This is a genomic window from Streptomyces sp. NPDC051976, assembly GCF_040680795.1.
GTDB lineage: Bacteria > Actinomycetota > Actinomycetes > Streptomycetales > Streptomycetaceae > Actinacidiphila.
The window spans coordinates 85,457-106,644 of record NZ_JBFAXL010000005.1; the positions used below are offsets into that span (position 1 = coordinate 85,457).

General features: G+C 73.3%; 20 protein-coding genes. 10 read left to right on the plus strand and 10 right to left on the minus strand.

Annotation, left to right across the window (positions count from 1 at the left end; translation table 11 throughout):
- Positions 1-3: 3 nt before the first annotated feature.
- Complete coding sequence (locus AB0M29_RS07775; RefSeq protein WP_365380465.1) at positions 4-1,785, minus strand: ABC transporter ATP-binding protein; 1,782 nt, start codon at positions 1,783-1,785, stop codon at positions 4-6.
- The gene (locus AB0M29_RS07780; RefSeq protein ID WP_365380468.1) at positions 1,782-3,710 is read right to left on the minus strand and encodes an ABC transporter ATP-binding protein; all 1,929 of its coding nucleotides are present in this window, start codon (positions 3,708-3,710) and stop codon (positions 1,782-1,784) included. The genes AB0M29_RS07775 and AB0M29_RS07780 overlap by 4 nt, the downstream gene beginning before the upstream one ends.
- Positions 3,711-3,958: 248 nt before the next feature.
- Between AB0M29_RS07780 and AB0M29_RS07785 the strand changes: the two genes are divergently transcribed.
- The 3 genes from AB0M29_RS07785 to mscL all read left to right on the plus strand — a co-directional run bounded on the left by AB0M29_RS07785 (position 3,959) and on the right by mscL (position 7,219).
- Positions 3,959-4,714, plus strand: a complete 756-nt coding sequence (locus tag AB0M29_RS07785) for a hypothetical protein (protein ID WP_365380470.1) — start codon at positions 3,959-3,961, stop codon at positions 4,712-4,714.
- A 228-nt stretch (positions 4,715-4,942) separates the two neighbouring features.
- Entirely contained in the window at positions 4,943-6,676 is a 1,734-nt protein-coding gene (locus tag AB0M29_RS07790) for a carbohydrate-binding module family 20 domain-containing protein (protein ID WP_365380473.1), read from the plus strand.
- 96 nt (positions 6,677-6,772) lie between these two features.
- Positions 6,773-7,219, plus strand: a complete 447-nt coding sequence (mscL, locus tag AB0M29_RS07795; RefSeq protein WP_365380475.1) for a large conductance mechanosensitive channel protein MscL — start codon at positions 6,773-6,775, stop codon at positions 7,217-7,219.
- Positions 7,220-7,287: 68 nt separating this feature from the next.
- Here the strand turns inward: mscL and AB0M29_RS07800 are convergent, their stop codons facing one another.
- Positions 7,288-7,833, minus strand: a complete 546-nt coding sequence (locus AB0M29_RS07800; RefSeq protein ID WP_365380478.1) for a MarR family transcriptional regulator — start codon at positions 7,831-7,833, stop codon at positions 7,288-7,290.
- A 112-nt stretch (positions 7,834-7,945) separates the two neighbouring features.
- Here AB0M29_RS07800 and AB0M29_RS07805 point away from each other — a divergent pair, with 112 nt between their 5' ends.
- The gene (locus AB0M29_RS07805; protein ID WP_365380480.1) at positions 7,946-9,763 is read left to right on the plus strand and encodes an ABC transporter ATP-binding protein; all 1,818 of its coding nucleotides are present in this window, start codon (positions 7,946-7,948) and stop codon (positions 9,761-9,763) included.
- A 109-nt stretch (positions 9,764-9,872) separates the two neighbouring features.
- Positions 9,873-10,250 (plus strand): hypothetical protein, encoded by a 378-nt coding sequence (locus AB0M29_RS07810; RefSeq protein ID WP_365380482.1) that lies wholly within the window; start codon positions 9,873-9,875, stop codon positions 10,248-10,250.
- Between the two features lie 52 nt (positions 10,251-10,302).
- Here AB0M29_RS07810 and AB0M29_RS07815 read toward each other — a convergent pair whose 3' ends face one another.
- Genes AB0M29_RS07815 through AB0M29_RS07830 form a run of 4 tightly spaced genes read right to left on the minus strand, consistent with a single transcriptional unit; the run spans position 10,303 to position 14,492 of the window.
- A complete protein-coding gene (locus AB0M29_RS07815) occupies positions 10,303-10,968 on the minus strand; it encodes a lactate utilization protein C (RefSeq protein ID WP_365380485.1) in 666 nt (221 codons plus the stop codon).
- Positions 10,965-12,497 (minus strand): lactate utilization protein B, encoded by a 1,533-nt coding sequence (locus AB0M29_RS07820; protein ID WP_365380487.1) that lies wholly within the window; start codon positions 12,495-12,497, stop codon positions 10,965-10,967. Before AB0M29_RS07820 ends, AB0M29_RS07815 begins: the two co-directional genes overlap by 4 nt.
- Positions 12,494-13,267 carry a (Fe-S)-binding protein gene (locus AB0M29_RS07825; RefSeq protein ID WP_365380489.1) on the minus strand — a complete coding sequence of 258 codons (774 nt, stop codon included), beginning with the start codon at positions 13,265-13,267 and terminating at the stop codon, positions 12,494-12,496. The genes AB0M29_RS07820 and AB0M29_RS07825 overlap by 4 nt, the downstream gene beginning before the upstream one ends.
- Before the next feature lie 55 nt (positions 13,268-13,322).
- Positions 13,323-14,492, minus strand: coding sequence for an NAD(P)-binding domain-containing protein (locus AB0M29_RS07830; RefSeq protein ID WP_365380492.1), 1,170 nt, complete (start codon positions 14,490-14,492; stop codon positions 13,323-13,325).
- A gap of 161 nt (positions 14,493-14,653) precedes the next feature.
- Here AB0M29_RS07830 and AB0M29_RS07835 point away from each other — a divergent pair, with 161 nt between their 5' ends.
- A complete protein-coding gene (locus AB0M29_RS07835) occupies positions 14,654-15,145 on the plus strand; it encodes a MarR family transcriptional regulator (RefSeq protein WP_365380495.1) in 492 nt (163 codons plus the stop codon).
- A gap of 23 nt (positions 15,146-15,168) precedes the next feature.
- Here the strand turns inward: AB0M29_RS07835 and AB0M29_RS07840 are convergent, their stop codons facing one another.
- Together AB0M29_RS07840 and AB0M29_RS07845 are read right to left on the minus strand one after the other, a co-directional pair.
- A complete protein-coding gene (locus tag AB0M29_RS07840; RefSeq protein WP_365380498.1) occupies positions 15,169-16,014 on the minus strand; it encodes an NAD(P)H-binding protein in 846 nt (281 codons plus the stop codon).
- 229 nt (positions 16,015-16,243) lie between these two features.
- The gene (locus AB0M29_RS07845) at positions 16,244-17,065 is read right to left on the minus strand and encodes a glycoside hydrolase family 3 N-terminal domain-containing protein (RefSeq protein WP_365380500.1); all 822 of its coding nucleotides are present in this window, start codon (positions 17,063-17,065) and stop codon (positions 16,244-16,246) included.
- Between the two features lie 207 nt (positions 17,066-17,272).
- Here AB0M29_RS07845 and AB0M29_RS07850 point away from each other — a divergent pair, with 207 nt between their 5' ends.
- The 4 genes from AB0M29_RS07850 to AB0M29_RS07865 all read left to right on the plus strand — a co-directional run bounded on the left by AB0M29_RS07850 (position 17,273) and on the right by AB0M29_RS07865 (position 20,016).
- Positions 17,273-17,695, plus strand: coding sequence for a secondary thiamine-phosphate synthase enzyme YjbQ (locus AB0M29_RS07850; RefSeq protein ID WP_365380503.1), 423 nt, complete (start codon positions 17,273-17,275; stop codon positions 17,693-17,695).
- Between the two features lie 142 nt (positions 17,696-17,837).
- Positions 17,838-18,359, plus strand: a complete 522-nt coding sequence (locus AB0M29_RS07855) for a SigE family RNA polymerase sigma factor (RefSeq protein WP_365380505.1) — start codon at positions 17,838-17,840, stop codon at positions 18,357-18,359.
- The gene (locus tag AB0M29_RS07860) at positions 18,331-19,098 is read left to right on the plus strand and encodes a hypothetical protein (RefSeq protein WP_365380507.1); all 768 of its coding nucleotides are present in this window, start codon (positions 18,331-18,333) and stop codon (positions 19,096-19,098) included. The genes AB0M29_RS07855 and AB0M29_RS07860 overlap by 29 nt, the downstream gene beginning before the upstream one ends.
- Before the next feature lie 138 nt (positions 19,099-19,236).
- A complete protein-coding gene (locus tag AB0M29_RS07865) occupies positions 19,237-20,016 on the plus strand; it encodes a L,D-transpeptidase family protein (RefSeq protein ID WP_365380510.1) in 780 nt (259 codons plus the stop codon).
- Positions 20,017-20,073: 57 nt separating this feature from the next.
- On the opposite strand, the gene AB0M29_RS07870 is transcribed toward AB0M29_RS07865, so the two are convergent.
- On the minus strand, positions 20,074-21,138 hold the full coding sequence (locus AB0M29_RS07870) for an ATP-dependent DNA ligase (RefSeq protein WP_365380513.1): 1,065 nt from the start codon (positions 21,136-21,138) through the stop codon (positions 20,074-20,076).
- Positions 21,139-21,188: the final 50 nt, after the last annotated feature.

Genomic DNA, 21,188 nt, shown 5'->3' on the forward strand with positions numbered 1-21,188 from the left:
GCGCTAACCGTGCCAGGAGCGCCACAGCGCGGCGTACGCCCCGTCCGCCGCGACCAGTTGGTGGTGGCTGCCGAGCTCGCTGATCCTGCCCTCCTCGACCACCGCGATCACATCCGCGTCGTGCGCGGTGTGCAGCCGGTGGGCGATGGCGACCACCGTGCGGCCGTCCAGGACCCTGGATAGCGACCGCTCCAGATGGCGGGCCGCGCGGGGGTCGAGCAGCGACGTGGCCTCGTCGAGCACCAGGGTGTGCGGGTCGGCGAGGACCAGCCGGGCCAGCGCGAGCTGCTGGGCCTGCGCCGGGGTGAGCACCGCGCCGCCGGAGCCGACCTCGGTGTCGAGGCCGTCGTCCAGCGCCCGCGCCCAGCCGTCGGCGTCCACGGCGCCCAGCGCCTCCCACAGCTCGCCGTCGGCGGCCTCCGCCCTGGCCAGCCGCAGATTGTCGCGCAGGGTGCCGACGAACACATGGTGCTCCTGGTTGACCAGCGCCACATGCTCGCGCACCCGCTCGGCGGGCATCCTGGCCAGCTCGGCGCCGCCGAGCGTGACCTCGCCGACCCGCGGGCTGTAGACCCCGGCCAGCAGCCGTCCGAGCGTGGACTTGCCCGCGCCCGACGGCCCGACCAGCGCCAGCCGGGTACCCGGCGGCACATGGAGGGTGACGTCGTGCAGCACGTCGCTGCCCGCCCGGTAGCCGAAGCGGACCCGGTCGGCCGCGACCTCGCGCCCGTCGGGGGAGACCGAAGCGTCCCCGTCGTCCTCGGCGACCTCGCGGACGCCGACCAGCCGGGCCAGCGAGACCTGGGCGACCTGCAACTCGTCGTACCAGCGCAGGATGAGGTTCACCGGGTCCACCAGCATCTGCGCGTAGAGGGCGCCGGTGGTCAGCTCGCCCACCGTCACCCACCCGTGGAGCGCGAAGGCGCCGCCGATCATCAGCACCGAGGTGAGGATGAGCGCGTGCGTCAGGTTGATCACCGGGAAGAGCACGCTGCGCAGCCACAGCGTGTACCGCTCCCAGCCCACCCACTGCCTGATGCGCAGCCGGGACAGCTCCTCGCGGCGGGCGCCGAGGCCGTGCGCCTCGATGGTGCGGCCCGCGTCGACGGACTCGGCCAGCACCGCGGCGACGGCCGCGTAACCCGCCGCCTCCGAGCGGTACGCCTGCGGTGCGCGCCGGAAGTACCAGCGGCACCCGGCCAGCAGCAGCGGCACGGCGACCAGCACCGACAGCGCGAGCGGCGGTGACGTCAGGGTCAGCGCGCCGAGCAGCAGCCCGGCCCAGACCACGGCGATGGCCAGTTGCGGTACGGCCTCGCGCATCGCGTTCGACAACCGGTCGATGTCCGTGGTGATCCGGGACAGCAGGTCGCCGGTCCCGGCCCGTTCCAGCACGCCGGGCGGCAGTGCCACCGACCGTACGAGGAAGTCCTCCCGGAGGTCGGCCAGCATCTGCTCGCCGAGGATCGCGCCGCGCAGCCGCACCAGGCGCACGAAGTACGCCTGGACGGCCAGCGCGGCCAGGAACAGCGGTACGACCCGCCCGAGATGGATGTCGCGGTGACCCGCCGACAGGTCCTCGACGAGCCCGCCGAGCAGATAGGGACCGACCATCGAGGCGAGCACCGCGACGGTGTTGACCACCATCAGCCAGGCGAAGGCGCCGCGGTGCCGCCGGGCCAGCTCGCGTACGTAGCCGCGCACGGTGGCGGGCGAGCCCACGGGCAGGGTGGCGCTCTGCTCCGGCGCCGCCGGATCGTAAGCAGGCGGCCTGACGCCGATCATGCGGACTCCTCCATCGTCTCCATCGCCGCGGCGCGGCCGTCGACGGCCACGGACTCCCGCGCGGGTTCACTCTCACGGGTGACCACGGCCCGGTACTGCCCGTGCGTACGCAGCAGTTCGTGGTGGGTGCCGCTGGCGGCCACAGTGCCGCCGTCCACGAACACCACCCGGTCGGCGCGGTCGAGCACCAGCGGGCTCGACGTGAACACCACGGTCGTCCGGTCGGCCCGGATCTCCTTGAGGGCGCGGGCGATCCGGGCCTCGGTGTGCGCGTCGACCGCGGAGGTCGGCTCGTCGAGCACCAGCACCTCCGGATCGGTCACCAGCGACCGGGCCAGTGCCAGCCGCTGCCGCTGGCCGCCCGAGAGCGACCGGCCGCGCTCGGTGATGCGCGCCCGCATCGGATCGCCGGAAGCGGCCGCCGGCACCGGATCGCCGGAACCGGCCGTCCCCGACGGGGGAGCGGCCGTTGCCGTCGCCCCGCCCGTCGTGTCGTCCAGCGACTGCGCGAGCGCGTCCAGCACGTCACCGCACTGGGCCGCCGCCAGTGCCTCCCGCGCGGTGACCCGGCCCGAGGACGGGACGTCCAGCAGCTCGGCGAGAGTGCCGGACAGCAGCACCGGGTCCTTGTCCTGCACCAGGACGGCCGCGCGGGCGGCGGCCAGCGGCATCGCGTCCAGCGGCCGGCTGCCGAGCAGCGCGGACGCCTCGCCCTCGGCCCGGACCGGGCTGTGCCCGCCGAGCCGGTCGGCCAGCCGTCCCGCGGCGTCGGGATCGCCGCACACCACCGCGGTCAACTGCCCCGCGGGAGCGCGCAGCCCTGACTCCGGGTCGTACAGCTCGCCCGCGGGCGCCCGCACCACCGAGTCGGCGGCGGCCGCGCCGATCGCGGACGGCACACCGGAGGCCGCGCCGCCGTCGAGGCTGTCGCGGCGCAGCGCCAGCACCCGCGCCGCGCGCTTCGCGGACGGCCGGGAGAACGACCAGGCCATGGCGATCTCCTCGAAGTTCCGCAGCGGGAACATCAGGAACGCCACCGACCCGTAGACGGTGACCAGCGCGCCGACCGAGATCTGCCCGTCGAGCGCCAGCCGGGCCCCGTACCAGGCGACTCCGGCCAGCAGCAGACCGGGCAGCACCACCTGTACGGCACTGATCAGCGCCCACATCCGGGCGCTGTGCACCGCGGCGGTGCGCACCTGCTGCGACGCGGCGCGGTACCGCTCCAGGAAGAGGTCCTCGCCGCCGATACCGCGCAGAACGCGCAGCCCGGCGACGGTGTCGGCGGCCAACTCCGTGGCCTTGCCCGCCTTCTCGCGCTGCAGGTCGGCGCGCCGGGTGGCGGCCGGGAGCAACGGCAGGGCCGCGAGGGCGAGTACGGGCACGGAGGCGGCCACCAGCAGGCCGAGCTTCGGCTCGTACACGGCCAGGGCGACGGCGACGCCGACGGTGGCGAGCAGGGCGGAGGTGAAGCGCGCCAGCGCCTCCACGAACCACCCGATCTTCTCCACGTCGCCGGTGCTGACGGCCACCACCTCGCCCGCAGCGACCCGGCGGGTCAGCACCGAGCCCAGCTCGACGGTCTTCCGGGCGAGCAACTGCTGCACCCGGGCGGCGGCGCTGATCCAGTTGGTCACGGCGGTGCGGTGCAGCATGGTGTCGCCGAGCGCGGTGAGCAGCCCGAGCACCAGCATCAGCGCACCCGAGAGCGTCAGCCGCGACCCCGACCGGTCGACCACGGACTGCACGGCCATACCGACGGCGGCCGGGAAGGACGCGACGGCCGCCATGTGGAGGGTGCCCCACGCGGCGGCGGCGAGCTGCCCGCGCCACTGGCGGATCTCCAGCCAGAGCAGGAAGCGAAAGCCCGACCGGGCGTCGGGAACGCCCGGGTCGGACAGCGGAAGACTGCTGAGGGACGACATGGTGTCCTGGGGTCGGTACGGGTGGGGGAGTGGACCGGCGGGTCGCCACACGGGCCGGTCAAAGAGGGACGGGACAGCAGAAAACGCCCCGTCGGAACGTATCCGGCCAAAGCGTGTCGAGACCGGTGCGGAGGGGTGCAAGCGTCGCCTTGCCGCCCGCGTCCGGTCAACAGGTTTTCCGCGCGGGCGGCCGGAACGCGCCAGGGTGGTCGGCGCGTTGTCACGGGTGAGTGGGAAGATGGGGCGCGATGCGCGAGACGGCGAAGAAACGTACGGCGGTGGCGGCTGCGGCCGCCGCGCTCCTTGTCCTGACCGCCTGCGGCAAGAGCGGGAGCGACGCCGCGGACGGCTCGGCGGCCGGTCACCGCGCCGACGCCGGGCGGACCGACCGGCCCGCCGCCGCGCCGCCCCCCGCCGTCGACAGCAAGACGCTGACCGGCGTCGGCGCCGCCATGTCCGGCAAGGTGCCCGCGAACGCCCGCCAGGCCGTCGTCGTCTACGGCGCTGACCCCGCCTCCGCCGACGCGACCGTGGTGTTCTTCACCAGAAGCGGCGGCCTCTGGCACCGCGGCCCGAGCTGGACCGCGCACAACGGAGACCACGGCTGGGCCGTCCAGCACCACGAGGGCGACCGCAAGAGCCCGGTGGGCGTGTTCACCCTGCACGACGCGGGCGGTGTGCGCGCCGACCCCGGATCGCAGCTGCCGTACCACCAGTCACGGTCCTTCGCCCCGCCCGCCACCTGGGCGGCCGACTCCCAGCACGTCTTCGACTACGTGATCGCCATCGACTACAACCGCGTCGTGGGCACGTCGCCGAACGACCCCACCCGGCCCCAGGGCGAGTCCAAGGGCGGCAGTATCTGGCTGCATATGGATGACGGAAAGGGCAGCGCCGCGTGCGTGACCCTCTCCGAGGCCGGGATGCGCTATCTGCTGCGGACGCTCGACCCCGCCGCGCACCCCGTCGTCGTCATGGGCGACACCGCGCACCTCGCGGGCTGAGCCCCTCCCGGTGACCGCTGCGGGCGGAACCCCGTACGAACATCCGGCAACAACTTGCAGCAAGGGAGCGAAAGTTCTTCCGCGAGATGTATTGACGGGTGCGCGGCCACGGCGGGAAGCTCCTCCGCGAAGCCCCTAGGGACACGGGGCTTCGACCCCCCACCCGGTGGCCAGGCGCGTGGCTGCCTTCGAGGGCATCACCCTGCCCGCTTCCCGAAGGAGCCGCCCATGAGATCCCGCCTACTGAACGGCACGCTGGCCGCAGCCGTCGCCGCAGCGGGGCTGTTCGCCCTCTCCTCGCAGCAGGCGCACGCGACACCGCCCGGCACCAAGGACGTCACCGCCACGCTCTTCCAGTGGAAGTACGACTCGGTGGCGAAGGCGTGCACCGACACCCTCGGCCCCGCGGGCTACGGCTTCGTCGAGGTGTCCCCGGCCTCCGAGCAGATCCAGGGCAGCCAGTGGTGGACCTCGTACCAGCCGGTCAGCTACAAGATCGCCGGACGGCTCGGTGACGAGACGTCGTTCCACAACATGGTCAACACCTGCCACAGCGCGGGCGTCAAGGTCGTCGCGGACGCCGTGATCAACCACATGACCTCGGGCTCCGGCACCGGCACGGGCGGCACGGCCTACACCAAGTACAACTACCCCGGCTACTACCAGGACCAGGACTTCCACTCCTGCCGTACCGCCATCAGCAACTACGCCGACCGGGACAACGTCCAGAACTGCGAACTCGTGGGGCTCGCCGACCTCGACACCGGCAGCGACTACGTCCGCGGCACCATCGCCGCGTACCTGAACCACCTCATCTCGCTCGGGGTGGACGGCTTCCGCGTCGACGCCGCCAAGCACATGGCGGAGACCGACCTGGCGGCGATCAAGGCCAAGCTGAGCAACCCGAACATCTACTGGGCGCAGGAGGTCATCTACGGCGCCGGTGAGGCCGTGCAGCCGGGCGAGTACGTCAACACCGGCGATGTCGACGCCTTCCAGGGGGCGTTCGACCTCAAGCGGATCTTCACCAGCGACAAGCTGGCGTACCTCAGCAACTGGGGTGCGTCCTGGGGTGCGGGCTACCTGTCCAGCGACAAGGCCCGCACCTTCGTCGACAACTGGGACACCGAGCGCAACGGCTCGACGCTGAACTACAAGTACGGCGCCACCTACACGCTGGCCAACGTCTACATGCTGGCCTGGCCGTACGGCTCGCCCAACGTCTACTCCGGCTACGAGTTCTCCGACAACGACGCGGGCCCGCCCAACGGCGGCACCGTCAACGCCTGCTACAGCGACGGCTGGAAGTGCCAGCACGCCTGGCCGCAGATCACCGGCATGGTGGGCTTCCGCAACGCCGTCTCCGGCACCGCGGTGACCAACTGGTGGTCCAACGGCAACAACGCCATCGCCTTCGGCCGCGGCAGCAAGGGGTACGTGGCGATCAACCACGAGGGCGCCTCGCTCACCCAGACCTTCACCACCTCGCTGCCCGCCGGCACCTACTGCGACGTGCAGCACAGCGGCGCCCCGTACACCGTCGGCTCCGACGGCCGTTTCACCGCGACCATCGGCGCCAACGACGCCGTCGCGCTCTACGTGGGCGCGCCGTGCGGCAGCGGCGGCACCACCGGGTCGACCAGCAGCGGGACGACCGGCGGCACCAGCACCACGGGGGCGTCCTTCGCGGTGAACGCGACCACGGTGGTGGGCCAGAACATCTACGTGGTGGGCGACAACTCCACCCTGGGCAACTGGAACACCGGCAGCGCCCTGCTGCTGTCCTCGGCGAGCTACCCCGTGTGGAAGCTGGACGTCACCATGGCCGCAGGGACCACCTTCGCCTACAAGTACATCCGCAAGGACGGCAGCGGCAACGTCACCTGGGAGTCGGGCGCGAACCGCACCGCCACGGTGCCGTCGACCGGTGAGGTGACCTTGAACGACACCTGGCGCAACTGACCGCACCGTCGGATCCGATCACCCGATTACCCCTCTGTGGCCAGGAGCGGCACACTGTGGTCTTCCAATTCTGACTACAGAGGGGACCCCCCACCCATGAAGGGCTTCCGTACGTTCCTGCTGCGCGGCAACGTGGTCGACCTCGCCGTCGGCATCGTCGTCGGCGCGGCCTTCACCGCGCTCGTGAACGGCTTCGTCAAGGCCTTCCTGACACCGATCATCGGCATGGTCTCCGGCGCCACCGGCAACTTCAGCGCCAAGACGTTCACGGCCTCCGGCGTCACCTTCCCCTACGGGGTGTTCATCGACGCCACCGTCAGCTTCGTGATCGTGGCCGCCGTGATCTACTTCCTCGTCGTCCTGCCGATGAACCGGATGCAGGAGAAGTTCTTCCCCAGGGCCAGCAGCGCGCCGATGCGTGAGTGCCCGGAGTGCCTGACCGCGATACCGGCCGCCGCGCGCCGCTGCAGCTCCTGCACCGCGGAGGTGGGCCCGACGGTGGTCAGCCAGAACGGCCCGGTCCAGAGCGGCCCCGCGAAGTAGCACCGGCCACGGGCCGGCCGGCCGGCGGGCCAGGGGGACCCGCCGGCGGCCGCGGGGCCGCGGCTGGCTCAGTGGCCCGCGTCCGGCCCGGCCGCCGCCTCGTCGAGCACGGCCAGCAGCGCGGTGAGTGCCTCGCGCTGCTCGTCGTCCAGCGGCGCGAGCAGCTCGGCGGCGGCGATACGGCGCGCCCTGCGCAGCTCCAGCAGCGCGGTGTGCCCCTTGTCGGTCAGTTCGATACGGATCACCCGCCGGTTGTGCGGGTCGGGTGCCCGGCGCACCAGTTCGTGCGCCTCCAGGCCGTCCACCAGGGACGTGACGGCGCGCGGCACCACATCCAGCCGCTGCGCCAGGTCGGCCATCCGCGGCGGCTCCTCGCAGTGCGCCAGCGAGCGCAGCAGCCGGGCCTGGGCGGGGGTGATGCCCAGCGGCTCCAGCAGATGGCGCTGGAAGCGGTGCAGGCGGCGGCTCAGCCGCAGCAGCTGGTCGGAGAGCCGCCCGGTCAGCTCCTCCACCGCGGGCGCCGAACCGGTGGCGCCGAGCGCCTCGGCCTGAGCCTGGGCCCTGGCCCGCTCATGAGCGGCGGCGAGTGCGACGGCGGAGGCGCGGGATTCCATGTGACGAGAATATCAGGACGACCCTCATTGTGAACATAGGTAACAATGACCTACACTCTCAATGCCGCACCCGTCCTGGGCCGGCACTGTCCTGAGCCCCGCAAGGAGTCCATTGCGCCCCGACCACGACGTCTCCTCCCGGTGGACGCCACCGAAGAAGAAACCCACCAGCCCGAACGAAGTGCGCCGCATCATGCGGCTCTTCCGCCCCTACCGCGGCCGCCTGGCCGTCGTCGGCGCGCTCGTCGGCCTCTCGTCCCTGGTGTCCGTCGCCTCGCCCTTCCTGCTGCGGGCGATCCTCGACACCGCGATCCCCCAGGGCCGCACCGGGCTGCTCAGCCTGCTCGCCCTCGGCATGATCGCCACCGCCGTCGCCACCGGTGTCTTCGGCGTACTCCAGACCCTGATCTCCACCACCGTCGGCCAGCGGGTGATGCACGACCTGCGGACGGCCGTCTACGAACGCCTGCAGCGCATGTCGCTCGCCTTCTTCACCAAGACCCGCACCGGTGAGGTGCAGTCCAGGATCGCCAACGACATCGGCGGCATGCAGGCCACCGTCACCTCCACCGCCACCTCGCTGGTCTCCAACCTGACCGCGGTCGTCGCCTCCGTCGTGGCCATGCTCGCCCTCGACTGGCGGCTCACCCTGGTGTCGCTGCTGCTGCTCCCCGTGTTCGTCTGGATCGCCCGCCGGGTCGGCCGCGAGCGCAAGAAGATCGCCACCGACCGGCAGAAGCAGATGGCGTCGATGTCCGCGATCGTCACCGAGTCACTCTCGGTCAGCGGCATCCTGCTCGGCCGCACCATGGGCCGCTCCGAGTCCCTCACCCGCGACTTCGCGGCCGAGTCCGAGCGCCTGGTCGACCTCGAGGTGCGCTCCAACATGTCGGGCCGCTGGCGGATGTCGGTCATCGGCATCGTGATGTCGGCGATGCCCGCGCTGCTGTACTGGGCGGCCGGTCTGACCGTCTCGCACGGCGCCCCCGCCGTCTCCATCGGCACCCTGGTCGCCTTCGTCTCGCTCCAGCAGGGCCTGTTCCGCCCGGCGGTCTCGCTGCTGGCCACCGGCGTGTCGGTGCAGACATCGCTGGCGCTGTTCCAGCGGATCTTCGAGTACCTCGACCTGCCCGTGGACATCACGGAACGCCCCGGCGCCGTACGCCTGGACGACGTCCGCGGCGACATCCGCTTCGAGGGCGTCGACTTCTCCTACGACCCCGACGGCACCGCGCCGCCCACCCTCCAGGGCATCGATCTGGCAGTCCCCGCGGGCAGCACCCTCGCCGTCGTCGGCGCCACCGGCTCGGGCAAGAGCACCCTCAGCTACCTGGTGCCGCGGCTGTACGACGTGACGGGCGGCCGGGTGTCGATCGACGGCACGGACGTCCGCGACCTGACCTTCGACACCCTGGCGGACGCGGTCGGCGTCGTCTCGCAGGAGACCTACCTCTTCCACGCCTCGGTCGCGGAGAATCTGCGGTTCGCCAGGCCGGGCGCCACCGACGAGGAGATCCACGCCGCGGCCAGGACCGCCCAGATCCACGACCACATCACCAGCCTGCCCGACGGCTACGACACCCTCGTCGGCGAGCGCGGCTACCGCTTCTCCGGGGGCGAGAAGCAGCGGCTGGCCATCGCCCGCACCATCCTGCGCGACCCGCCGGTGCTGATCCTCGACGAGGCGACCAGCGCCCTCGACACGCGCACCGAGCGCGACGTCCAGGAGGCGATCGACTCGCTGTCCGAGGGGCGCACCACGATCACCATCGCCCACCGCCTGTCCACCGTGCGCGACGCCGACCAGATCGTGGTCCTCGACGAGGGCCGGATCGTGGAGCGCGGCACCCACGACGAACTCCTGGCGCGGGACGGCCGGTACGCGGCACTGGTCCGGCGCGACTCGCAGCTCGCGACCGTCGCTCCCTGAGGCGGGCCTTTCGGGAACGGGGCCGGAGGGCTTGCCAACCTCAGGCTACTCACCAGTAGGGTGAGCGTGCCGAGCGGCGGGACGCCCCCGCCCCGCCCAGGAGGTCACGGTGCCCGCACCCGTACGATCCGCCCAGCTCCTCGCCGGACTGCTCGCCGTCGCGGGGACGACGCACTTCCTGCGGCCCGAGCCCTACGACGCCCTCGTGCCGGACGCGCTGCCCGGCAGCGCCCGCACCTGGACACGGGTGAGCGGCGCCGCCGAACTCGCCCTCGCCGCCGCGGTCGCCCTGCCCGCCACCCGGCGCACCGGCGGACTGCTGACGGCGGGCTTCTTCGCGGCGGTCTTCCCCGCCAACATCAAGATGGCGTACGACTGGCGGCACCGCCCGGCGCCGCTGAAGGCCGCCGCCTACGCACGGCTCCCCGTCCAGGTGCCGCTCGTCCTGTGGGCACTGCGCGTGGGCCGCGCCGCCGCCCGCCCCTGAGAGCCGGAGCCTGAGGCGCCGACCGCTGCGACACCGGCCCGGCGCTCGCGGCTCAGCTACTGGTGACGATCACGACATCGAGCCTGCGGGGGCCGTGGACGCCCTCCACCCGGTCGAGTTCGATGTCGCTGGTCGCCGAAGGGCCGGAGATCCAGGTCAGCGGGCGGGTCGGGTCCAGGCGGGGCATCGCCTGCGGGACCGAGCCGACGACCTGCTCCGGTGCGCGCACCACGCAGATGTGGTGGTCGGGGACGAGGGTGATCCGGCGGCGCCCTTGTGCGGCCGAACCGTCCAGCACCAGGGTGCCGGTTTCGGCGATGGCCAGCGCGCAGCCGGTGACGACACTGTCGACCTCGTCGAGCCGCCGCGGCGTCAGATCCGCTGCGTCACGCAGCAGTTCCACGCCCGTCAGCGCCGTCAGCCACTCCTCGGGCAGACCGTCGGGGACCACCGCGCTGCGTGTGCCGTGCTCGGCCAGCAGCCGCGCCACGGTTCCCGGCAGTCCCGCCTCGTCGGTGCGGTGCACATGCGCCCGGTAGTCGGCGAGGTGCTCCGCGAGCAGATCGGCGGTCTGCGCCGGGGTGCGTTCCGCGTGCACCAGGTCGTAGTCCCGGGGCACCGGCACGTCCCGCGGCGTCTGCTCGCGCGGCACGTCCGCCAGCGCGGCCCGCACCCGGCGCAGCACCTCTTCACGACTGCTGGAGCTGGCGTGCGTCACTGCTGGTCGCCCTTCTCCTGAGTTCCGTCGGCCGACCGGCCGCCTTGCGGTGCGGCGGAGGCGGACGGTCGCTCCCGTTTGCGCCACCAGTCGCGGAACGACTCCGCGGGGACGGCGGGCAGGTCGCGGGTGTCCGTCCACGCCTTGCCCGTACTGCCGGGGAGCCGCCGGGGATGCAGTCCGCGGGTGCCCGCGGTGAGCTTCTGCGCGGTTCGCCACGCCGCGGGGTGGTCCAGCGTCCAGCGGGCGGCCCGCATCGCGGCCCGCTCGGCCGCGTGCCCCTTGGCGGGCTTGATGGTGACCGCCGTGCCGCGCGTGGTGACCGGGCCGCCCTGCACCACGCGTTCGCGCAGGTGCACCAGGATCTCGGGGATGTCGATCGCCACCGGGCAGACGTCGTAGCAGGCGCCGCACAGGCTGGACGCGTACGGCAGCGAGGCGTCCAGCTCGCTGGCGATGCCGCGCAGTTGGGGCGTGAGGATGGCGCCGATCGGGCCGGGGTACGCGGAGCCGTACGCGTGGCCTCCCGCGCGCTCGTAGACCGGGCAGACGTTGAGGCACGCCGAGCAGCGGATGCAGCGCAGCGCCTGGCGGCCGGTGGTGTCGGCGAGGGTGTCGGTGCGGCCGTTGTCGACCAGCACCAGGTGGAAGGTGCGCGGCCCGTCGTCGTCGGTGGTGCCGGTCCACATCGAGGTGTACGGGTTCATCCGCTCGGCGGTCGAGGAGCGCGGCAGCGTCTGGAGGAAGACCTCCAGGTCCCGCCAGGTGGGGACGATCTTCTCGATGCCGACGACGGAGATGAGGGTCTCCGGCAGGGTCAGGCACATCCGGCCGTTGCCCTCGGACTCCACCACCACCATGGTGCCGGTTTCCGCGACCATGAAGTTGGCGCCGGAGACGGCGACCTTGGCCCGCAGGAACTTCTCCCGCAGGTGCAGCCGGGCGGCCTCCGCGAGGTCGGCAGGGGTGTCGGTCAGCCCGTCGGGCGCGGGACGGCCCCAGGACGCCATCTTCTCGGTGAAGATGTCGCGGATCTCGGTGCGGTTCTTGTGGATCGCCGGCACCAGGATGTGCGACGGCAGGTCGTCGCCGAGCTGCACGATGAGTTCGGCGAGGTCCGTCTCGTAGGCGGTGATGCCGGCGGCGGCCAGCGCGTCGTTGAGTCCGATCTCCTGGGTGGCCATCGACTTGACCTTGACGACCTCGCTCTCGCCGGTCGCCCGCACCAGCTCGGTCACCAGGCGGTTGGCCTCGGCGGCGTCCACCGCCCAGTGGACCGTGCCGCCCGCGGCGGTCACGGCGGCCTCCAGCTGCTCCAGGTAGTGGTCGAGATGGCGCAGCGTGCGGTCCTTGATCGCGGCCCCGGCGGCGCGCAGCCGCGCCCAGTCGTCGAGTTCGCCGACGGCCGCGGCGCGCTTGTCGCGGATGGTGTGCGTCGCGTGGGTGAGGTTCGCCCGGAGCTGCTGGTCCTTGGTCGAGTCCTTCGCGGCCCGGGGGAAGGAGGGCAGGCCCAGATACGTACCGCTCATCGGGCCTCTCCCGGCCGGTAGGGGTGTTCCTCGGTGGACGCCAGGATCTCCGCGAGGTGCACCGCCCGCAACGGGGCGCCCTGCCGGGACAGGATGCCGTCCAGGTGCATCAGGCACGAGTTGTCCGCGCCGCACAGCACCTGCGCCCCGGTGTCGACGGCGTGCCGCACCTTGTCGGCGCCCATGGCGGCGGAGACGTCGGGATTCTTGACCGCGAAGGTGCCGCCGAAGCCGCAGCACTCCTGCGCGCCCTCCAACTCCCGCAGCTCCAGGCCCTTGACGGCCTCCAGCAGCCGCCGCGGCCGCTCGCCGAGCCCCAGCATCCGCAGCCCGTGGCAGGACGGGTGGTACGTGACGGTGTGCGGGAAGTACGCGCCGACGTCCGTCACTCCCAGCACGTCCACCAGGAACTCGGTCAGCTCGTACGTCTTCGGCACGGCCCGCGCCGCGGCCTCGGCGAGCCCGTCGTCGGCGCGTCCCTCGGCGGCGGCCCTGGCGGCGATCCGCGGGTAGTTGTCGCGCACCATGGCCGCGCAGGAACCCGACGGAGTCACCACGTGGTCGTAGCCGTCGAACGCGGCGGCGTAGCGGCGTACCAGCGGCTCGGTCTCGTGCCGGTAGCCGGTGTTGAACTGCGGCTGCCCGCAGCACGACTGGGCGGCGGGGAAGTCCACCTCGACGCCGAGGCGTTCGAGCAGGGTGACGACCGCCCGCCCGGTGTCCGGATACAGCATGTCGTTCACGCATGTCACGAAGAGCGCTACGCGCATGTGCCCTCCGTGCTGCTGCGGAGCCGGCGGCGCGGCTGACGATCACCCATGGGGGTCATACTGCCGCAACGGTGTCCTGCTGGGAAGCAGACATCGGATGTCTGTTGGTGCGGGATGGCTCACTCGGCCCGTCCGGGGCGCCGCGGTCCGTTCCGAGGAGGGCGCGGATCTCGCGCACGGCGGTGCGGCCCGCCCGGTTGGCGCCGATCGTGCTGGCCGAGGGGCCGTAGCCGATGAGGTGGACCCGCGGGTCCCTGACCACGCGGGTGCCCTCCACCTGGATGCCGCCGCCGGGCGCGCGCAGCTTGAGCGGGGCGAGGTGGTCGAGGGCGGCGCGGAATCCGGTGGCCCACAGGATGACGTCGGCGTCGAGGGTGCGGCCGTCGTTCCAAGCGACGCCGTGCGGGGTGATCCGGTCGAAGACCGGCTCGGGGCGCAGGATGCCGCGGGCCTGCCCGTCGAGGACCGCGTCGGTCGCCGCGAGCCCGGTCACGCTCACCACGCTCTGCGGCGGCAGTCCCCGGCGCACCCGCTCCTCCACCATGGCGACCGCCGAGCGGCCCCACTCCTGGTCGAAGGGCGTGGCCCGGAAGACGGGCGGGCGCCGGGTCAGCCAGGTGGTGTCGGCGACCTCGGCCAGCTCCAGCAGGAGCTGCACCGCGGAGGTGCCGCCGCCGACGACCAGGACGCACCGCCCGGCGAACTCCGCGGCCCCCCGGTAGTCCGCGGTGTGCAACTGCCGTCCCCTGAAGGTCTCCTGGCCCGGGTAGTACGGCACGAAGGGCCGGTCCCAGGTGCCCGTGGCGTTGACCAGCGCACGGGTGGACCAGACGCCCGCGTCGCTCTCGACCCGCAGCCGTCCGCCGACGCCCTCCCGTACCGCGGTCACGTTCACCGGGCGCCGCACCCGCAGGTCGAAGGCGCTCTCGTAGCGGGCGAAGTACGCGCCGACGACCTCGGACGACGCGCGCGCGGGGTCGGCGCCCTCCAGGGGCATGCCCGGCAGCTCGTGGACGCCGTGCGCCTTGCCGAAGGTGAGCGACGGCCAGCGGTACTGCCACGCGCCGCCCGCCGCGGGGGAGTGGTCGAGGACGACGAAGTCCGTGCCGGGCGAAAACCCTGCGCGACGCAGGAAATACGCGGCCGAGAGCCCCGCCTGCCCGGCCCCGACCACCACCACGTCGACGGCGGTTTCCGCGCCCTGTGCGCCACCCAAGTCGTTCATGTTTCTACCAACCGCGGGTGGGAGCCAATGCTTCCCCGCGCCGGGGTGCGGGCGGGGGAGTCGGGTGCGCGGCGAGTGTGGCGTGCGCGTCGCGAGAGCCGCGGTCTGCCAAACTGTCTGCGTCACGCAGGCAAATCGTACGGAGAGACCGCGGAGGAACCATGCCGCAGACCGACAGCCCCACCGGGCGCCGCGCCGATCTGCTGACCGACCTCTCGGTGGCGGCGCGTCACTACACCGCGTCGTACGCCCTCTTCAACCAGGCGCTCGCCGACTACTTCGGGATGCACCCCACCGACGTCCAGTGCCTCAACCTGCTCAGCCTGGAGCGCGCCCCGGTCACCACCGGTCGGATCGCCGATCTGACCGGTCTGACCACGGGTTCCGCGACCCGGCTGGTGGACCGGCTCGAGCGCGCGGGGTATGTGACGAGGGAACGGGACCCCGCCGACCGCCGCCGGGTGCTGGTCACCACGGTCCCCGCGCGGATGGCCGAGTTCGGCCGCGTCTGGGGCGGGCTCAGCGGCGGCTGGTGGCGGATGTTCGACGACTACGACGACGACCAGCTCGCCGTGCTGCTCACCCATATGCGGCGCACGATCGACCTGAGCGCCGTGCAGGTCGCCCGGCTGCGCGCGGGCGACGTCGAGTGAGGCGGACTCCCGTGCCGGGCTCGTCAGGTCTGCCGGGTGAAGGCGGCGGAGTGGTCGGCGGCCCACTCCTCGAAGGTGCGGGGCGGGTGGCCGATGAGCCGCTCCAGGGTGTCGGTGAGCGCCACCGGTGAGTCGTCGTGCGACTTCCAGTAGGCGAGCAGCGCGTCGGCGAACGCCTCCGGCATGTACTCAGCCGTCTCCGCCTTCCACTCCTCGGGCGTGATGGCGACGGCGCGGATGTCCAGGCCGGTGACCTGGGCGAGCGTGGTGATCTGCGCGGCGAAGGTGACGGACGCCGGACCGGTCAGGTGGAAGGTGCCGCCCCGCACGTCCGGTGCGGTGAGCGCGGCGAAGGCGGCCTCGGCGAGGTCCGCCTCGTGGACGGGGTCGGTGTGGGTGCCGGGGTAGGGCAGCCGCACGGCGCCCGTCGCCTTGATCGGCCACGCCCACTGCAGCGCGTTGCTGGCGAAGGTGCCGGGCCGCAGGACCGTCGTGGCGATCGGCGAGGCGGCCAGCGTCTCCTCGACGGCCACATGGTGCGCGGCGAGCGGATCCTGGTCGGCGTCGGGTGCGAGCACGGAGCTGGAGGAGAGCAGCACGATGTGCTGCACGCCCGCCGTCTCCGCGGCGGCGACGAACTCCGCGGTGCGGGACGCCTCCGCGTAGAGGAAGACGGACCGCACGCCGTCGAGCGCGGCCGCGAAGCCCGCGGGCTCGTCGAGGCTGAGCGGCACCGCCGCCACCCCGCCCGGTGGGTCGAGCGACTCCGGGCTGCGCGATCCGGCGCGCACGGCGTGGCCCGCGGTGTGCAGCAGTGCGGTGAGGGTGCGGGCGACGCGGCCGCGGCTGCCGGTGATGAGGACGGTCATGAGGGATACCCGTTTCTGTGCCGAAGGTGCGGCCCTGGGGGCGCGCGAAGGGAGGTGGCGCAGTCGCGACGAGGAAGCCTTCGTGTGCGTCGCGCAGAATCTGCGTCACGCAGATAAATATCCGCGAGGCGCCCTCCGCTGTCAAACGTGTTTTCCGGCACCTGGGTCAGTGCCGCGGCCCGCCTCGGCTCGGCTCACCCCGCCCGAGCCCGCCAGGATCCACCCGGGCTCAGCCCTCGCGGCTCGCCGCCGCCCGCTCCGCCGCGGGCATGCGCGGCTCCGAGGCCCAGCGGCGCAGCCGGGCGACCCGCTCGGCGGACTCCTCCAGGCGGGCCACCGGCAGATCGCCGTCGGCGACGGCGCGGGCCGCGGCGGCGTGGATGGCGTCCCGGACGCCGGCGCCGCTGGCGGGGCCGAGGCGGACCAAGTCCACTCCGGCGATCCAGGCGAGGACCGCGGCACCCGGCACGCCGTACCCGTCGACGATCGCGGGCGCGTCCAGGGTGTCGCTCACCACGACACCGCCGTAGCCGAGTTCGCCGCGCAGGATGCCGGTGATGGCGGGCCCACTGAGTGTGGCGGGGACCCCGTCCTCGCCCGGGACGGGGGAGTGCCCCACGCTGATCGCGCGCACTCCGGCGGCGGCGCCCTCGGCGAAGGGCCGCAGGCTGCCGGAACCGGTGAACGGCCCCAGCGCGGCGGCCACTCCGTGCGTCTGGAGGTCGGTGACGAAGACCCGCGTCGCGTCGGCGCGGACCCCCGGCCGTACCGCCAGATGCAGATTGGCGCCCGCCGCGACGAGTTCCGCCGCGGCCGCGCTGCCGCCGCCCGGGCGGTGCGGGCCCGGGTGCCCGGTGAGCGCGTCGGGCAGAGCCGCGCGCAGGGCGTCGGAGGCGGCGCGGGCGGCCGGGCCGCGCGCGTGGACGGCCGCACCAGGGGTGCCGCGTTCGAGGCCGCGCAGGATCCAGTCGGGCAGTCTCTCGCCCTCGCCGCTGACCGAGGGCAGCAGGCACGAGTCGACGAGCACGGCGAGCCGGTGCAACGCGTTCACGTCGGAGTCCCCCTTCGGGGCGCGGCAGCGGAGGGCGGAGTGGCAGTGGGGAAGGCCCGGTGAATGGTACAGACCAATTGCCGCCCGCGGCAATCGTGACCCCGAGCCCGGCCGGAAGGGCGTTCTTGCGCCGGGCGCCCGCAGTTGGGGCACGCCGCACGCCCGGCGGGCCCCGGCGACCCGCACGCGGTGGGTGACCATGGACGTATGTCCGACACCTTCAGCACACGCGTCATCGACATCACCACCGGCCCGGCGGAGACCGTCCACGACCTGACCGATTCCTGCGCCTCCTTTCTGCGCGAGGCCGCCGGCGGCAGGGACGGGCTCCTCAACGTCTTCGTCCCGCACGCCACCGCGGGGGTCGCCGTCATCGAGACCGGCGCGGGCAGCGACGACGACCTGCTCGCCGCGCTGCGCGACCTGCTGCCCGCCGACGACCGCTGGCAGCACCGCCACGGCGCACGCGGCCACGGCCGCGACCACGTACTCCCCGCCCTGGTGCCGCCGCACGCCACCCTGCCGGTGATCGGCGGACGGCTGGAACTCGGCACCTGGCAGTCGGTCGTCCTGGTCGACACCAACAGGGACAACCCCCACCGCCAGGTGCGGCTGAGCTTCCTGGGCTGACCCCTGGCGCCGCCGAGCCTCCCGGCCGCGCCCACCGATCCGCACCGACCGCGGAGGTGAGGCAACGCGACCGGTGTCCCGACCGGTTGACCGGACGTGAGGGAAAAAGCACCGACAGGGACACCATGGCAAGGACACGCAGGTGAAGGGCGCCGCACCGCCGGGCTTCGAGGAGTTCGTCGCCGCCCGTGGGCCCCGACTGCTGCGTGTGGCCTGGCTGTTGACGGGCGGCGACACCTATATGGCGGAGGATCTGCTGCAGACCGTGCTGGCCAGGGTCTGGCCGAAATGGCAGCGGATCGCGGAGGAGAGCCCGGAGGCGTACGTCCGCAAGGCGCTGGTCAACACCCACGCCTCCTGGCGCCGCCGCCGCTGGCACGGCGAGGTGCCGCACGACGAGGTCCCGGACACGGTCGCGGCGGCCTCCTCGGACCTCGACGTGGAGCACGTGGTGGCGGCCGCGGTACGGCGGCTGCCGACCCGGCAGCGCGCCGTGATCGTCCTGCGCTTCTTCGAGGACCTCAGCGTCGAGGAGACCGCGCAGGTGCTGGGCTGCCGCCCGGGCACCGTCAAGAGCCAGTCGTCCAAGGCGCTGCGAACGCTGCGCGGCGCCCTCGTGGTGGGGGAGGCGGCTGATGTCCGTGGAGATGATGGACCGCGCTGACGACGAGCGGGACCTACGCCGGTGGCTGGAGCACACGGTGCCCGCGCCGCCCGCGCCCGCCGCGCGGATGCGGCAGGTCCGCGACCGGATGGCGCGCAGAAGGCGGCGCCGTACGGTGGCGCTGCTGATCGGCCTCACCGCCGTCTCGGCCGCCGTGGCCGTACTCGCCCCGCTGGCCGGCGGCCTGACGTCCGCCCCGGCGGCGGGGCGGACCTCCGCGCCCGCCTCGCCGCCCGCCCCACCGCCGCCCGGCGGCACGCACATCGGGACGGAGGTGCCGCAGCCGTTCCCCGACCTCTTCGGGCTGAGCGTCGAGGTGCCCAGGGACTGGACCGCCAAGGGCGGCACGGACGCGCTGTCCCAGGTCGCCGGATTCACCGTGACGAAGGCGCAGCCGCGCCCGAAGGCCAAGACGTCCTGTCAGGGAACCGACTTCGACGGCCTGTTCTGCGTCCCCCAGCTCAACCTCCTCGACGGGGGTGTGCTGATCGCGTTCGGGCAGTCCGCGGAGCATCCGAAGGGCGACGGCTCGGAGACCTTCGCCGTCACCGGGCCGTACGGCCCCGGCGCGGACTGCCGCGCCATCGGCGGCACCGAGGAGATGACCGGCTGGGGATCGGCCGCCCCGGACGGCGGCCGCCCGGTCATCGACGCCCATGTCTGCCTCAGCCACCCGTCGGCGGCCACCCGCGCCACCGTCCGGGCGATGCTCGCCACCGCGGCTTTCGCCTCGGACTGACCCCCGGGCGGCCACACCCCTGGCGCGCGCCGCCACCGCACGCCCCTACCGGCAGTCCGCACCGCCCGCCCGTACCCGACCTCCCGCGCCCGCCGGTCACGGCCACGGGACCATCCCCCCTCCATCGAAAGGCCCGCCATGTCCGCCCGCCCGCCCCACCTCTCCGCGTCCGTCCTGGCGCCCGTCCTCGTGATGGCCGCGATCGGCGCGCTCACCGGCTGCGGGCCCGCCCTGGGCGCCTCCGCGCAGAACCAGGTGGCGGCCCCGGCCGTCACCGTGGTGCCGCCGCGGCCCTCGCCGACCCTGGTGGTGGCCTCACCCGCACTGCCCTCGCGGCTGCCGGGGCTCGGCGCCAAGACGCTGGCGCAGGTCCCGGCCGGCTCCCGGCAGGTCGTGGTGGTGACCGGCAGGGGCGTGGACTCCGCCCTGTCGTCGGTGGTGGTCTACCAGCGGACGGCCACGGGCTGGCGGGCCGGAGCGCCGTGGCCGGCGCGCAACGCGCTGCGCGGCTGGTCCCGCGACCACCACGCGGGCGATCTGCGGTCACCGGTGGGGGTGTTCACCCTCTCCGACGCGGGCGGCCGGCTCGCCGATCCCGGCACCAGGCTGACGTACGACCACTCGCCGCGCGGCTTCTCCATCGCCGGGACCGGCTTCGACGGCGAGTCACTGGCAGGGGCCTTCGACTACGTGGTGGCCATCGACTACAACCGCGGCAGAGGGCTGTCCCCGCTCGACTGGACCCGGCCGCTGGGCGACGGCAAAGGAGGCGGCATATGGTTCCACGTCGACCACGGCGGCCCCACCCACGGCTGCGTCAGCCTCTCCCTCGCCCATATGAAGCAGCTGCTGGACACGCTCGACCCGGCACGCCATCCCGTGGTCGTGATGGGCGACGCCGCCTCCCTCAGCCGCTGAGCCCGCGCCACGGCGCACCGCGTCATGGCACACCCCGTCAGGGCGTCCCGCACCCGCCTACGCGCCGCCCAGGATCTCCGCCAGGTCGTAGCCGACCGGCTCCTCCAACTGCGCATAGGTGCAGCCGTCCGGCTCGCGGTCGGGGCGCCAGCGGCGGAACTGCGCGGTGTGCCGGAAGCGGTCGCCCTGCATGTGGTCGTAGGCGACCTCCAGCACGCGCTCGGGGCGCAGCGGCAGCCAGGACAGGTCCTTCTTCCCCGTCCACCGGCTGGGGCCGCCGGGCAGCCTGCCGGACGCCTGCGCCTCCTCGCTCGCCCACTCCTCCCAGGGATGGCCCTCGACCGACTCCATCCGCAGCGGCTCCAGCTCCGTCATGAGCTCCGCGCGCCGCTTCATCGGGAAGGAGGCGCAGACGCCGACGTGCTGGAGCCGCCCGGCGGCGTCGTACAGGCCGAGCAGCAGCGAGCCCACCATCGGCCCGCTCTTGTGCAGGCGCAGGCCCGCCAGCAGGCAGTCGGCGGTCCGCTCGTGCTTGACCTTGATCATGGCCCGCTCGCCCGGCCGGTACGCCAGATCGAGTGGTTTGGCGACGACACCGTCCAGACCGGCGCCCTCGAAGCGTGCGAACCAGTCGCGGGCCACGTCGATGTCCTGCGTGAAGGGCGCCGTGTACACGGGCGGCGCGGCGTCCCGCAGCGCCTCGGTGAGCGCCTGCCTGCGGGCGTGCTGCGGCACCGCCAGCAGCGACTCGTCGCCGAGGGCGAGCAGGTCGAACGCCACGAACCCCGCGGGCGTCACCTCGGCCAGATGGCGTACCCGGGACTCCGCCGGGTGGATGCGCTCCAGCAGCGCGTCGAAGTCCAGCCGGCCCTCGCGGGCGATGACGATCTCGCCGTCCAGCACGCAGCGCGGCGGCACCTGCTCGCGCACGGCGGCGACGACCTCGGGGAAGTACCTGGTGAGCGGTTTGCCCGAGCGGCTGCCCAACTCGACCTCGTCGCCGTCGCGGAACACGATGGCGCGGAAGCCGTCCCACTTGGCCTCGTACTGCATACCGGGCGGAATGGCCGCGGCGGACTTCGCGAGCATCGGCTGCACGGGTGGCATCACGGGGAGGTCCATGCCCTCGATTGTCCGGCCGTACGGCGAGCGGCGCCCACCGACGGGCGGTA

Bases quoted from the DNA above. Each gene is read 5' to 3' on its own strand.
- AB0M29_RS07835 (WP_365380495.1), top strand. From the start codon at position 14,654: ATGCCGCAGACCGACAGCCCCACCGGGCGCCGCGCCGATCTGCTGACC.
- AB0M29_RS07800 (WP_365380478.1), bottom strand. From the start codon at position 7,833: ATGGAATCCCGCGCCTCCGCCGTCGCACTCGCCGCCGCTCATGAGCGG.
- AB0M29_RS07870 (WP_365380513.1), bottom strand. From the start codon at position 21,138: ATGGACCTCCCCGTGATGCCACCCGTGCAGCCGATGCTCGCGAAGTCC.
- AB0M29_RS07840 (WP_365380498.1), bottom strand. From the start codon at position 16,014: ATGACCGTCCTCATCACCGGCAGCCGCGGCCGCGTCGCCCGCACCCTC.
- AB0M29_RS07785 (WP_365380470.1), top strand. From the start codon at position 3,959: ATGCGCGAGACGGCGAAGAAACGTACGGCGGTGGCGGCTGCGGCCGCC.
- AB0M29_RS07850 (WP_365380503.1), top strand. From the start codon at position 17,273: ATGTCCGACACCTTCAGCACACGCGTCATCGACATCACCACCGGCCCG.
- AB0M29_RS07825 (WP_365380489.1), bottom strand. From the start codon at position 13,267: ATGCGCGTAGCGCTCTTCGTGACATGCGTGAACGACATGCTGTATCCG.
- AB0M29_RS07865 (WP_365380510.1), top strand. From the start codon at position 19,237: ATGTCCGCCCGCCCGCCCCACCTCTCCGCGTCCGTCCTGGCGCCCGTC.
- AB0M29_RS07860 (WP_365380507.1), top strand. From the start codon at position 18,331: ATGTCCGTGGAGATGATGGACCGCGCTGACGACGAGCGGGACCTACGC.
- AB0M29_RS07820 (WP_365380487.1), bottom strand. From the start codon at position 12,497: ATGAGCGGTACGTATCTGGGCCTGCCCTCCTTCCCCCGGGCCGCGAAG.
- AB0M29_RS07790 (WP_365380473.1), top strand. From the start codon at position 4,943: ATGAGATCCCGCCTACTGAACGGCACGCTGGCCGCAGCCGTCGCCGCA.
- AB0M29_RS07775 (WP_365380465.1), bottom strand. From the start codon at position 1,785: ATGATCGGCGTCAGGCCGCCTGCTTACGATCCGGCGGCGCCGGAGCAG.
- AB0M29_RS07780 (WP_365380468.1), bottom strand. From the start codon at position 3,710: ATGTCGTCCCTCAGCAGTCTTCCGCTGTCCGACCCGGGCGTTCCCGAC.
- AB0M29_RS07830 (WP_365380492.1), bottom strand. From the start codon at position 14,492: ATGAACGACTTGGGTGGCGCACAGGGCGCGGAAACCGCCGTCGACGTG.
- mscL (WP_365380475.1), top strand. From the start codon at position 6,773: ATGAAGGGCTTCCGTACGTTCCTGCTGCGCGGCAACGTGGTCGACCTC.